General features: G+C 63.4%; 14 protein-coding genes. 8 read left to right on the forward strand and 6 right to left on the reverse strand.

The features are described 5' to 3' along the window. The first annotated feature begins 92 nt into the window (after positions 1–92). Positions 93–908: a class I SAM-dependent methyltransferase gene (locus RQ479_RS28395; RefSeq protein ID WP_352465939.1), complete on the forward strand. Its 816-nt coding sequence runs from the start codon at positions 93–95 to the stop codon at positions 906–908. Between the two features lie 3 nt (positions 909–911). Here RQ479_RS28395 and RQ479_RS28400 read toward each other — a convergent pair whose 3' ends face one another. Further along, positions 912–1,406 (reverse strand): DUF2244 domain-containing protein, encoded by a 495-nt coding sequence (locus RQ479_RS28400; protein ID WP_376703204.1) that lies wholly within the window; start codon positions 1,404–1,406, stop codon positions 912–914. A 22-nt stretch (positions 1,407–1,428) separates the two neighbouring features. Here RQ479_RS28400 and nth point away from each other — a divergent pair, with 22 nt between their 5' ends. Beyond that, positions 1,429–2,250: an endonuclease III gene (nth, locus tag RQ479_RS28405; RefSeq protein WP_376703205.1), complete on the forward strand. Its 822-nt coding sequence runs from the start codon at positions 1,429–1,431 to the stop codon at positions 2,248–2,250. Positions 2,251–2,284: 34 nt separating this feature from the next. On the opposite strand, the gene RQ479_RS28410 is transcribed toward nth, so the two are convergent. The 4 genes from RQ479_RS28410 to RQ479_RS28425 all read right to left on the reverse strand — a co-directional run bounded on the left by RQ479_RS28410 (position 2,285) and on the right by RQ479_RS28425 (position 5,967). After that, positions 2,285–3,796, reverse strand: a complete 1,512-nt coding sequence (locus tag RQ479_RS28410; RefSeq protein ID WP_376703206.1) for a tripartite tricarboxylate transporter permease — start codon at positions 3,794–3,796, stop codon at positions 2,285–2,287. A 9-nt stretch (positions 3,797–3,805) separates the two neighbouring features. Beyond that, a complete protein-coding gene (locus RQ479_RS28415) occupies positions 3,806–4,273 on the reverse strand; it encodes a tripartite tricarboxylate transporter TctB family protein (RefSeq protein WP_376703207.1) in 468 nt (155 codons plus the stop codon). A gap of 78 nt (positions 4,274–4,351) precedes the next feature. After that, entirely contained in the window at positions 4,352–5,329 is a 978-nt protein-coding gene (locus tag RQ479_RS28420) for a tripartite tricarboxylate transporter substrate-binding protein (protein WP_376703208.1), read from the reverse strand. A gap of 182 nt (positions 5,330–5,511) precedes the next feature. Next, complete coding sequence (locus tag RQ479_RS28425) at positions 5,512–5,967, reverse strand: DUF2214 family protein (protein WP_352465934.1); 456 nt, start codon at positions 5,965–5,967, stop codon at positions 5,512–5,514. Between the two features lie 222 nt (positions 5,968–6,189). Here RQ479_RS28425 and RQ479_RS28430 point away from each other — a divergent pair, with 222 nt between their 5' ends. From RQ479_RS28430 to RQ479_RS28455, 6 genes are all read left to right on the forward strand, one after another. Next, the gene (locus tag RQ479_RS28430) at positions 6,190–6,729 is read left to right on the forward strand and encodes a GNAT family N-acetyltransferase (RefSeq protein ID WP_376703209.1); all 540 of its coding nucleotides are present in this window, start codon (positions 6,190–6,192) and stop codon (positions 6,727–6,729) included. Between the two features lie 208 nt (positions 6,730–6,937). Beyond that, positions 6,938–7,915, forward strand: coding sequence for a Bug family tripartite tricarboxylate transporter substrate binding protein (locus RQ479_RS28435; protein ID WP_376703210.1), 978 nt, complete (start codon positions 6,938–6,940; stop codon positions 7,913–7,915). Positions 7,916–8,070: 155 nt separating this feature from the next. Further along, positions 8,071–8,604, forward strand: a complete 534-nt coding sequence (locus tag RQ479_RS28440) for a tripartite tricarboxylate transporter TctB family protein (RefSeq protein WP_376703211.1) — start codon at positions 8,071–8,073, stop codon at positions 8,602–8,604. 4 nt (positions 8,605–8,608) lie between these two features. After that, positions 8,609–10,132 (forward strand): tripartite tricarboxylate transporter permease, encoded by a 1,524-nt coding sequence (locus tag RQ479_RS28445; RefSeq protein ID WP_023675290.1) that lies wholly within the window; start codon positions 8,609–8,611, stop codon positions 10,130–10,132. A 15-nt stretch (positions 10,133–10,147) separates the two neighbouring features. Continuing rightward, positions 10,148–11,332 (forward strand): CaiB/BaiF CoA transferase family protein, encoded by a 1,185-nt coding sequence (locus RQ479_RS28450; RefSeq protein WP_376703212.1) that lies wholly within the window; start codon positions 10,148–10,150, stop codon positions 11,330–11,332. Positions 11,333–11,351: 19 nt separating this feature from the next. Continuing rightward, on the forward strand, positions 11,352–12,203 hold the full coding sequence (locus RQ479_RS28455; protein ID WP_376703213.1) for a citryl-CoA lyase: 852 nt from the start codon (positions 11,352–11,354) through the stop codon (positions 12,201–12,203). Between the two features lie 75 nt (positions 12,204–12,278). On the opposite strand, the gene RQ479_RS28460 is transcribed toward RQ479_RS28455, so the two are convergent. Further along, on the reverse strand, positions 12,279–12,788 hold the full coding sequence (locus tag RQ479_RS28460) for an NUDIX hydrolase (RefSeq protein ID WP_292657398.1): 510 nt from the start codon (positions 12,786–12,788) through the stop codon (positions 12,279–12,281). Between the last annotated feature and the right edge of the window lie 45 nt (positions 12,789–12,833).

Consider the following 12,833-nt stretch of genomic DNA (forward strand, 5'->3'; position numbering starts at 1 on the left):
ATATCGTCTTTCGCGGCGCCGATCACCACCCGAAACTTGCTTTCCCGCGGCGTGTACCCAGATAGAGCTGGCTTTGAATGGGGAGGACAATCATGGCCGGCGAGAAGGTGCATCTGACCAAGGAAAAAGAAACGCTGCTGATCACCGTCTACGGCAAGGCGCTGGAAAGCCGGCTTCCCAACTCGCTGCTGAAAGACCGTTTCGCGGACGAGGCGGTTCGCCGCATCGACTACGACTTCTCGCGGCTCAAGGTCGACAACAATCTCGGCGTCGGTCTGGCGATCCGGGCCAAGACGCTGGACGACTGGGTTTCGGCTTTTCTGGCGAACAACCCGAACGCCATTGTCCTGCATCTCGGCTGCGGGCTGGACACGCGAATATTCCGCATCGATCCGCCGCCCGGCGTGGACTGGTTCGACGTCGACTATGCCGAAGTCATCGAGCTCAGGCGCAAGCTCTATCCGATGCGCGAGCATTATCACCTGATCGGATCATCCGTCACCGAGCCTGGCTGGCTGGACGAAGTGCCCGGCGATCGCCCGGCGATGGTCGTGGCGGAGGGCCTGACACCCTACCTTGCCGCTGACGAGGGCCCAAGGCTGGTTTCGCGGCTTGTGTCGCATCTGGCCAGCGGCGAACTTGTCTGCGATGCCTACAGCGACATGGGTCTAAAGCTCGTGCGCCTCAACCCGTCGTTCCGCGCCACTGGAGCCGAACTCCACTGGGCGATCAACGATCCGCGCGACTTGGAACGGTCAGTGCCCGGCCTGCGGTTGGTCGAGGAAACCATGGCTTACAAACCCGAACATGCCGCCCGTGTGAGCTGGTTCGCCGGACTGGTCTTTCGCCTCTGGAGCCACATTCCGGCTCTTCGGAGGGTCGGCAGGCTATTGAGATTTCGGTTCTGATCGTCAGCGCGTCTTGGCGGTCGCCAGAGCGCGCGAAAATGCGGTGGCAAAACTCTCGCGGTCGTCGGGGTTGAGAAAGCCGCCGATCGAGACGGTTTTTCCTTGCGCCTCGACCGCCATTCTGGTGATGCCGATCTCGGCGTGGCGGGCGATCGAAAAGCGTGCCCAGAATGGATTGAAGCGGTGTGCTTCCGATTTGCCTGACGGGGCAGTCTTGCGGATGTCGAGGCTGGTGCGCGACACCGATACCTCCTCGCGAGCCCGGGCCGCACGATAATTGGCGCGGAAGGCGATGTAGACGGCGATCACGTCGAGGCCGAAGAAGCCGAACACCGGCCAGGCGCCGCGCGACAGAAAAAACGCTCCGCTCACCAGCCACCCGAACAGCAGTGCGCCCATCAGAATGGCAAAGCCGGTTTTGCCCAGCGACCGGTGCGGTGTCAGCAGCGCCTGGAAGAATGGCTCGTCGGCCTGAAATGAGGCGTTTGTGTCGCTCATTGCAGAATATTATAGGAAGGCAATGACAAGCCCCAAGCCCAAAAACTCTTCGGCGCTAAAAAAAGACCTGTTGCCCGGCCGCCGCGACGGCTCGAACGCCAAGCCGCGTCCGCGGCCGGCGAGGTCGCGGGCGCTTTACAGCCCGGCCGAGGTGCATGAGATTTTCCGGCGCTTTTCCGTTCAGCGGCCGGAGCCGAAAGGCGAGCTCGAACATATCAACGCCTTCACGCTGTTGGTGGCGGTGGTGCTTTCAGCGCAGGCGACGGATGCCGGCGTCAACAAGGCGACGCGGGCGCTGTTCAAAATTGCCGACACGCCGCAAAAGATGCTGGCGCTGGGCGAGGCCAAGCTCGGCGACCATATCCGCACCATCGGGCTGTGGCGCAACAAGGCCAAGAACGTCATCGCGCTGTCGGAGGGGCTGATCCGTGACCATGGCGGCGAGGTGCCTGAGGATCGCGATCAACTGGTCGAGCTGCCGGGTGTCGGCCGCAAGACCGCCAATGTCGTGCTGAACGTGGCCTTCGGGCAGCATACGATGGCGGTCGACACGCACATCTTTCGCATCGGAAACAGGCTCGGGCTGGCGCCGGGCAAGACGCCGGAACAGGTGGAGCAAGGGTTCCTGAAGATCATTCCGGACGAATATATGCGGCATGCCCATCATTGGCTGATCCTGCACGGCCGCTATGTCTGCAAGGCGCGCAAGCCGGATTGCCCGGCCTGCGTCATCGCCGATATCTGCAAGGCCAAGGAAAAGACCACCAGCGTGCCTGCACCGCTGGTCGAGATCGCGCCGCTCGGGTCAGTAGAAGCGGCTGCTGAATCGGTGCCAGCTAAGTGACTCTGAAGTTCCTCCCATGTGGCGCCGTCCACGTTCAGGAGCTCTCCTCGACAAACACCTCCTCGCGCTTCTTCCTGACCGCGGGGAGAAACACGATGACGAGCACGGCAAGCGCGATGACGAGCAGGCTGGCGCTGATCGGCCGCGTCACGAAGGTGCTCGGGTCGCCGCGCGAGAGAATCATGGCGCGGCGCAGGTTTTCCTCGAGCAGCGGGCCGAGCACGAAGCCGAGCAGCAGCGGCGCGGGTTCGCAGCGCAGCTTGGTCAGGAGGTAGCCGAGGAAGCCGAAGAAGGCGACGGCGTAGAGGTCGTAGACGTTGGTGTTAACGCTGTAAACGCCGATCGAGCAGAACGCCATGATGATCGGGAAGAGCACGTAATAGGGGATCGTCAGGAGTTTCACCCAAAGCCCGACCAGCGGCAGGTTCAAGATGATCAGCATCAGGTTGCCGATCCACATCGAGGCGATAATACCCCAAAACAGCGCCGGCTGTTCGATCGCGACATTGGGGCCGGGCACGATGCCCTGGATGATCATCGCGCCGATCATCAGCGCCATGACCGGGTTGGCCGGAATGCCGAGCGTCAGCATCGGGATGAAGGAGGTCTGCGCGCCGGCATTGTTGGCCGATTCCGGTCCGGCGACGCCTTCGATGGCGCCCTTGCCGAATTCTCCGGGGTTCTTCGATACGCGCTTTTCGACCGTGTAAGAGGCAAAGGCGGCAAGGATCGCGCCGCCTCCCGGCAGAATGCCGAGCGCCGAACCGATGATCGTTCCGCGCACGATGGGAGCCGCCATGCGCCGAAAATCGTCGCGGGTCGGCATAAGGCCTGAGATCTTTCGGATCAGCACGGAACGCTCATGCTCGTTTTCGAGGTTGCGCAGTATCTCGGCGACGCCGAAGACGCCGACCGCCACTGCGACGAAATTCAGCCCGTCGGCATATTCGCGGATGCCGAGCGTGAAGCGGGGCGTACCGGTGTAAATATCCGTGCCGACAAGTCCCAGCAGCAGGCCGAGCACGACCATGGCCAGCGCCTTGACGATCGAGCCGTGGGCGAGCGCGACGGACGAGACCAGGCCGACGATCATCAGCGAAAAATATTCGGCCGCGCCGAATCTCAGCGCTATCGCCGTCAGCGGTGGGGCAAAGATGGCGACGAGGAAGGTCGACACCGTGCCGGCAAAGAACGAGCCTATCGCCGCGGTCGCCAGAGCTGCTCCGGCGCGGCCGTTCCTGGCCATCTGGTAGCCGTCGATCGCGGTGACGGCCGACGAGGATTCGCCGGGCATGTTGATGAGAATGGCGGTGGTCGAGCCGCCATACTGCGCGCCGTAATAGATGCCGGCGAGCATGATGAGAGAGGAAACCGGGTCGCCGATCTGGAAGGTGATCGGCAACAGCATGGCGATGGTAGCGGTGGCGCCGATGCCGGGCAGGACGCCAATCAGCGTGCCGAGAAGGACGCCGATCAGGCAGAAACCGAGGTTTGCCAAAGATGTGGCTGTCGAAAAGCCGAGTGCGAGGTTGTTGAGGAGTTCCATTTCATCTCCTCACAACGATAGTGGCAGCCATGGGCCGAAACGCCGGAACGGCAGGCCGAGTGCGTAGCTGAAGACGACGAATGCGAACAGCGTCAGGCCGGCTGACAGGACGAATGCGGTCAGCGGCTTCATACGGCCGCTGCCGAACGATGCGATCAGCGCCGTCAGGAAGATCGACGGGATGAAGCCGAGGCCGCGCACCGTCAGGCCGAAGAAGATCGGAGCAGGCAGGATGAACAACATGCCGCGCCACGCAATGTAACCGATCGGCTCGCTCTCGAAACGCACCGCTTGGACGAGGATGGCAGCGCCAAGAAGGATCAGCACGATCGCCAGCACCAGCGGGAAATAGCCCGGCCCCATGCGAAAGGCGGTGCCGATTTCGAGGCCCAGCGACTGCAGCGCGAAAAAGGCGCCAATAAAGATCAACAGCGCGGCGCATATGCCGTTGGTTCTGTCGATTGCGAAAGGTTTCATGGCGTCCTCCCGGCATGCCTCACGGGCGTGCCGATGCCGATGTAAAAACGGGGCGCTGGCGGCGCCCCGTTAAAATCTTTAGTCGGCGTACTGGCCGGCCGCTTCGATGATCGGCTTCCAGCGCATGATCTCACTTTCCAGCTTGGCCTTGAGCGCGCCGGGCGTGGCATCGGCCTCGGGCGACGGCTTGGTGCCGAGTTCGGCAAATCGGGCGACGACGTTCTGGTCCTTCAGCGCCACCTGCAGAGATTTCGACAGGCGTTCGGTGATCTCGGCCGGCGTGCCCTTGGGCGCATAGATGCCGTGCCAGATGCCGACCTGCACCTGGGGAAGGCCGGCTTCTATCGTCGTCGGCACGTCCGGCAGCACGTCTAGGCGTTGCGGCGAGGTTACGGCATAGGCATTGATCGTGCCGCCCTGGATCTGCTTGGTGGTATTGGTCGTCTGGTCGCACATGATATCGACCTGGCCGCCGAGAAGATCGGTCATGGCCGGGCCGGTGCCCTTGTAAGGCACGGTGACCAGCGGCGTGCCGATGGCGCTCATGAACAGCATGCCGCACAGATGCGAGGCCGCGCCGATCCCGGCATTGGCGACGGTGACGGTGTCCTTGTTGGCCTTGGCGTAGTCGACCAGTCCCTTCAGATCGGTCGGCTCGAGGTCCTTGCGGGCGACAATGGTCATCGGCACCTCGGTGACGAGGCCGACATATTCGAACGCGTTCAGCGTGTCGTAGGCGAGATTCCTATATAGCGTCGCACTGGTCGCCATGCCGATGTGATGGAGGAGCAGCGTGTAGCCGTCAGGCTCGGCATTCGCGACGCGGCCGGCGCCCAGTGTGCCGCCGGCGCCGCCGACATTCTCGACGATAACCTGCTGGCCGAGGTCCTTCGACATGGCTTCCGCGACAAGACGCGTGACGGTGTCGCTCGGGCCGCCGGCCGAAAACGGCACGACAATGGTGATGGTGCGTTCGGGGTAGGTCTGCGCGCCAGCGGCCGACGGATAAAGCATGGCGGCCGCAGCGACAGCCAGCGCGGCGATGAATTTTCGCATCGTGTTTCCTCCCAGGATATGATTGCCAACCGCTGCGCGGGTTCCTCTAAAACCGACTGTAGATGGAGCAATAACTAGCGCAACCCGACAAATGGCAATCGGGCTCAAACGGCAAACTGCACGTTTGTCCGCGCAAATGAGTGGGAAGGTTGGGCCATGCGATGCCCTTCCTCCAACCTATTCTAGTAGCCGTAGCCGCGCGCCATCGCCGCCGCGAACACCGGGATCAATAGGAAGATCAAGGCCTCGGTGCGGACATAGGTGCGAACGGACGCTAGCTCCGCCCCAGGCACCTGGAAGCCCGGATTGGCGACTACCTGCCTATTCCAGGACAGGAAACGGATGGTCGGGACAATCGACAACAGGCCGACAATGGCGAAAGCGGCCATCTTTGCCCAGAACATCCAATTGTAGACGTAGAATTCCCAGCCCTTGAGACCATAGATGACGCGGCCGATGCCGACGATGATGATCAGCATGGCAATGATGCCGTAGTGGCGGTCGATGCCGACAAGCCGCTTCAGCGTCGCGGCGGACAAGTCGCTGCGGATCAGGACGAATTCGGCGCCGATGATGCCTGCTAGCGAAAACACCAGCAGATGATGGAAGATGGCAAGCACAAGGTCGGTGGTGTCCATGCTGTTTTCCCTCTGTCGGACGGCAGCGCCGAAACCGAACGCGCTTGAACCAGATACTGGTGAAAAACTAACACCGCTTGGCAGGATTCACATCAGCTGGAAGATGATCTACACAGCCTTGGCTCTTGTTTTGCGCAACGGATTTGGATTTCCCGTGCATGTCGCTGTCCCCACTTTTGGAAGACCTGCATTAGGCACCGGCAACACAACCGAGACATGACCATGGCCAGTCCGCAGACAATTGTCGCTCCAGTGATTGAGACCTCGCGCACGGTCCTGCGGCCGCACCGGCTTGACGATTTCGACGCCTATGTCGCCATGTGGGCCGATCCCGTCGTCACTCGTTTTATCGGCGGCAAGCCGCGCACGCGGGAGGAAAGCTGGATGCGTTTCCTGCGCCATGCCGGCCTGTGGTCGCTTCTGGGCTACGGCTTCTGGGCGGTCGAGGAAAAGGCGACCGGCCGCTTCATCGGCGAGGCCGGCTTTCACGATCTGAAACGCGACATGACGCCGTCGATCGAGGGCATTCCTGAGGCCGGATGGGCTCTGGTTGCGGGTGTGCATGGCCAGGGGTTGGCCAGCGAAGTCGTCGCACGGGTGCTTGCCTGGGGCGACGAGACGTTCGGCGCCGCGAAAACCGTCTGCATCATCGATCCGGAAAACACCGGCTCGCTGAACGTCGCGGCAAAATGCGGTTATGGCGAAGTGCTGCGAACCGTCTACCAGGGCAAGCCGACGATCCTGCTCGAGCGGCAACCCTGACGGATGCTGTTTGGCACTGCCTGCCACGTCGTCGTCACGGCGGCGAGTTCGCCAGCCTGAAAATCGCACAGGCCAATTGTGCCGCATGCAGCGTGTTCTGTCTTTGACAGGAGGACGCAAACTCTGCATGAATTTTATCGAGCGGGTCTGAAGTCAGGCCACGTTTCTGGCAGGCACCGGAGGAGGTGTCGCGATTTGGAGGAATCCCATGCTGAACAGACGCCGATTCTTGATGAGCACCGCGGCAGCAGGTGCTGCCGGACTCGCGGTATCGCATTTTGTCCCCGCCTTCGCGCAGGACGCGCCCCAGCTGCAGATTTTCGTGCCGGCGGCGCCGGGCGGCGGCTGGGACCAGACGGCGCGTGCCATGGACCAGGTGCTGCGCAGCGAAAAACTGATTTCCGGCTCGCAGATCACCAATGTCGGCGGCGCCGGCGGTACTGTCGGCCTGCCGCAATTCGTCAACCAGTGGAAGGGCAAGGGCAATGCGCTGATGGTGGCCGGCATGGTCATGGTCGGCGCCATTATCGCCAACAAGGCGGCTAACAACCTTACCGAGGTCACGCCGATCGCCCGCCTCACCGGCGAGTTCGAGGCGCTTGTCGTGCCGGCCGCCTCGCCGTTCAAGACGGCCGCGGACTTCGTCGCTGCTCTCAAGGCTGACCCGACGCAGGTTCCGGTCGCTGGCGGTTCGGCCGGCGGCTCGGACCACATCTTGTTCGGCCTCATCGCCAAGACCGTCGGTGTTCCGGCCACCAATCTCTCCTATGTGCCGTTTGCCGGCGGCGGCGAGGCGCTGTCGGCGCTGCTCGGCAACCAGGTCGCGGCCGGCATCTCCGGCTATGGCGAGTTTGCCGAACAGGTCAAGGCGGGTGCGCTGCGGCTGCTGGCGATCTCCGCCGACAAACGCCAGGAGGGGATCGATGCCCCGACGATGAAGGAAGCCGGCATCGACGTCGAGCTGTTCAACTGGCGCGGCGTCTTCGCACCGCCCGGCGTCTCGGACGACGACAAGGCAGCAATGATCAAGCTGATCGAGATCATGGCCAAGAGCGACGCCTGGGCCACCGAATGCAAGAACCGCAACTGGACGCAGATCCTGCTCACCGGTGACGACTATGCGAAATTCGTCGCCGAAGACACGGCCCGCATCGGGACGATCCTCAAGGACCTCGGCCTGGCGTGATGCTCTTGGCAAGGGGCGGCCTGCGCCGGCCCTTGCCGACTTTCGCCAGCCGCATAGACATACGCGGCGCCGGAGGTGAAACTACGCCGAGATCGGCCGAGTGAGACCGGTCCAAGGAGAACCGGCCCCAAGGGACCGACATTGGGAGGACGATCATGAGCACCAGCGACCAGCAGGCGCCGCCGCGCCTTGCAGTGCCCGAACTGCTGATCGGCGTCGGGCTCCTCGCCTGTGCGGGTGCGGTTGCCTGGCAGACGCTGGCAATCCCGGTGTCGCCGCTCTATTCCAAGGTCGGCCCGACCGTCTTTCCCTACATCACCATGGCCGGGATGATGATCCTGTCGCTGCTGCTCATCATTGCCGCCTTGCGGGGCGGATGGCAGCCGGAGGACGAAAAGGAGACGCCGACCGACTGGAAGGCGATGGGCATCGTCGCCCTCGGACTGATCGCCAACCTCGTGCTGATCCAGCCGCTCGGCTTTACCGCCGCATCTATCATCATGTTCGTTCTCATCTGCCACGGTTTCGGCAGCCGGCGTCCGCTGCGTGACGTGCTGCTCGGTCTGATCCTGGCGCTGGCCGCCTATTTCGGCTTTGCCAGGGCACTCGGCGTCAATATCGGCGCCGGCTTCATCGAAAACCAGCTGAACGCGATCGTCGATTCGGTCGTTGCCATGCTGAGGGGCTGACGCCATGGAAACGCTCGGCCATCTCGCGCACGGATTTTCGGTCGCCTTCTCGCCGATCAATCTCATATGGTGCCTGGTCGGCACCACGCTGGGGACTGCGATCGGCGTGCTGCCCGGCCTCGGACCGGCACTGACCATCGCGCTGCTGTTGCCGATAACCTATCAGGTGGCGCCGGAGGCGTCGTTCATCCTGTTTGCCGGCATCTATTACGGCGCCATGTATGGCGGCTCGACGACATCGATCCTGCTCAACACGCCTGGCGAAAGCGCCACTATCGTCACCGCGCTGGAAGGCAACCGAATGGCCCGCTCCGGCCGCGGCGGTGCGGCCTTGGCAACCTCGGCGATCGGCTCCTTCGTCGCTGGCACGCTGGGCACTATCGGCGTTGCCTTCCTGGCGCCGATCGTCGTCAAATTCGCGCTGGCTTTCGGTCCGGCCGAATATTTCTCGCTGATGGTGCTGGCCTTCATCACGGTTTCGGCGGTGCTCGGCTCGTCGTCGGTGCGCGGCCTGACCAGCCTGTTCGTCGGCTTCGTCGTCGGCATGATAGGCGTCGATCTGCAGACGGGGCAGCCGCGCTTCACCTTCGGCATGAGCGAGTTGTTGGACGGCGTCGACGTCATCGTCGTCGCGGTTGGCCTGTTCGCCGTTGGCGAGACGCTTTACATGGCCTCGCGCCGCTACGCCGGCAAGGACGACATCGTGCCGTTGAAAGGGTCGCTCTACATGACCGCGGCCGAATGGTCGCGCTCGTGGAGGCCATGGCTGCGCGGCGCCCTGATCGGCTTCCCGATCGGCGCCATGCCGGCCGGCGGCGCCGAAATCCCGACCTTCCTCTCCTATGCCATCGAGAAGAAACTCTCCAGACACAAGGAGGAGTTCGGCACGGTCGGCGCCATCGAGGGCGTTGCCGGGCCGGAAGCGGCCAACAATGCATCCGCGGCCGGCGTGCTGGTGCCGATGCTGACGCTCGGGCTGCCGACCTCGGCGACGGCCGCGATCATGCTGTCGGCATTTCAGAGCTACGGCATCAATCCGGGGCCGCTGCTTTTGACGACGCAGGCCGACCTGGTGTGGGGGCTGATCGCCAGCCTGTTCATCGCCAATGTCATCCTCGTCGTCCTCAACCTGCCGCTGATCGGGCTCTGGGTGCGATTGCTGAAGATCCCGGCGCCGCAGCTCTATGCCGGCATTCTGGTGTTCGCCACGGTCGGCACCTACGGCATCTCACAATCGCCGATCGACCTCGTCATCCTCTATCTGCTCGGTGCCGCCGGTTTCCTGATGCGGCGTTTCGATTTCCCGACCGCGCCGGTCATCATCGGCATGATTCTCGGGCCGCTTGCCGAAACGCAGTTCCGCCGCGCGATGACCATCTCGAACGGCGATTGGACAGTGTTCTACAAGCATCCGCTGTCGCTGACGCTGCTGACGCTGGCCTTCATCGGGCTGGTCGGACCGCATATCTGGGCCTACATCGAGCACAGGCGCATGCGCGGACCGGAACACGTGCCGGGCGATGCCTGAGCTGTTCGTGACGTCATGACAGACCTGCTTTCCGGCATCCGCATCCTTGACCTGACCAATGTGCTGGCCGGCCCCTATTGCGCCTACCAGCTGGCGTTGCTCGGCGCCGACGTCATCAAGGTCGAAACGCCTCAAGGCGGCGACCTGGCGCGCCAGCTCGGTGCCTCTCCGGAGCTCAACCGGGCGGGCATGGGCGCTTCGTTCCTGGCGCAGAATGCCGGCAAACGCTCGGTGGCGCTCGATCTCAAGCAGGAGGCCGACCGCGAACGCTTCCTCGATCTGGTCGCTTCGGCCGACGCGCTGGTCGAGAATTTCCGGCCCGGCGTAATGGACCGGCTGGGGCTTGGCCATGCCAGGCTGAAAGAGGTCCGGCCAAGCCTTGTCTATTGTGCGATATCGGGCTTCGGCCAGACCGGGCCGATGCGCGACAATCCAGCCTACGACCAGATCATCCAGGGTCTTTCCGGCATTATGAGCATCACCGGTACACCGGAAACGGCGCCGCTGCGTGTCGGCTATCCCGTCGCCGATACGCTTGGCGGGCTGGCCGGGGCGTTCGCGATTACCGCCGCATTGGTCAAGCAGAAGACGACAGGCGAGGGCGCGTTCCTCGACGTTTCGATGCTCGAATGCACGCTTTCTGCGCTCGGCTGGCCGGTGTCGAACTATCTGACAGCGGACGTCGAGCCGCAGCCGATGGGCAATGAAAACATGACGGCCGCACCGTCTGGCGCGCTTCGCACCGGCGACGGCTTGCTCAACATCGCCGCCAACAAGCAGGAGCAGTTCGTCACACTGTGCCGGTTGATCGGCCGGCCGGAGCTGGCGTCGGATGTCCGCTTTGCCGAGCGCGAAACGCGCAAGCAGAACCGCATCGCATTGAAGGCGCTGATCGAGGACGCCTTGGCGAGCGGCTCTGCCGCCGCCTGGGAGGAGACGTTCAATCGCGCCGGCGTGCCGGCAGGCCGGGTGCTGACGATCCCGCAGGTACTGCAGGAGCGACAGGTGATCGAGCGCGGCATGACGGCGCGCTTCCAGGCTGTGCCCGGGATGGACAGACCGCTCACCGTGGTGCGCGGCGGCTTCATGGTCGATGGCGAGGCACCTTTGCCGAGCAGGCCGCCGCCGGGGCTGGGCGAGCATATGGACGAGGTCTTTGCCGGCCTGCCGCCACGCGCCAAGAAAAGAGCGAAGGCATGAGCGGCACGGAAAAGAAGGCATGAGCGACACGGAAAACAAGACTGGCCGCGCGCGCGGCGAGGAATGGTGGCAGACCGGCATCATCGAGATGCGGCCCGGTGTCATCCGGCTGCGCGGCTATGAGATCCAGAATCTGATCGGCCGAGTCAGCTTTCCCGCAATGATCTGGCTGATGCTGCGCGGCGAACTGCCAAGCGAGGAGCAGGCGGCGCTGCTTGGCATCGCGCTGGGTGCCGCCGTCGACCATGGGCCGCAGGCGCCGTCGATCGCCATCGCCCGCATGGCGATCACCTGCGGCGTCGGCATCAACAGCGCCATGGCGTCGGCCGTCAACGTGCTTGGCGACGTACATGGCGGCGCCGGCGAACAGGCACTTTCCGTCTACGGAGACATCGCCGCCGAACTGGACGCCGGCGTGCCGCTTGCCGAGGCCGTGTCGGCGCGGCTTGATCGTTTCCTTGTTGGTGAAAACGGCTATGTGCCGGGACTCGGCCATCGCTTCCACCCGGTCGACCCGCGGGCGCCGCGCCTCATCGAACTGACCCGTGACTTTGCTGCGCGCGGCGTCGTCAGCGGGCGCTTCGCCGACATCGCCGAGATGGTCGAGGCCGAGGTTGCGCGGCGCAAGGGCAAAAAAATCCCGCTCAATATCGACGGCGCTACAGCCGTCATCTACGGCGAGCTCGGCTTCCCGCCGCCGCTGACGCGCGGCCTTTTCGTGCTGTCGCGCTCGGTCGGCATCCTGGCCCATGCATGGGAACAGTCGCAGGAAAGCGACCGCAACAAGGGGCCACTGCCGCGCGAATGGCTGTGGGCCTATACCGGCACACCGGTGCGGCCTCTGCCCGAGGATGACGATGGCAGTCAGTGAGGCATCGGTTCAAGAGACGGCGGCGGGCGCTGGGACCAATTCCATCCCGACACAGCCGGGGTAGGCCGCCATCTTTTATTGAGCGTGATCTTTTCCGAACGCCGGATTCTGCTTTTTAGCATTGTGCTCCAGCTCGGGAATCCTGATGTTCCTCACCAGCGTCGAAAGATCCGGCTCGTCGATCAGCAATGCCGCGTCGGTCGGCGCCAGCCATGCCCGCTGCCGTCTCTCGGCTTCCTGCCAATTGGCAAGTTCCTCGGTTACTTCCAGCAAATAGACGACGACATCGACGCGAACGAAGCGGTTCGCCAGCCGCTTCCAGTAGTGATAGGTACCGGCCGGCTGTTTCAGTGTCTTGCCGAGAACACCGGCTTCTTCCTGTGCTTCGATGGTGGCTGCCTTGCGGCCGCTCTTGCCCTTCATCGGCCAGCCCTTCGGCACGATGAAGCGCCTCGTCGTTCGCGATGTGACCAGCATCACCTCGACATCGCCATGCCCGTTCAGCCGAAAGGGAATCGCCGCGACCTGGCGAATCCGGTCGCCCTTCCTTGCCTTGCGTACGACCTTCTTTCTGCTGGCTGCCATTCAAAAATCCAGTCGAAGCGGCCCGAAGCAAGAAGGGCAGCAATT

This window comes from Mesorhizobium sp. ISC25 (genome assembly GCF_042295465.1).
Lineage (GTDB): Bacteria > Pseudomonadota > Alphaproteobacteria > Rhizobiales > Rhizobiaceae > Mesorhizobium.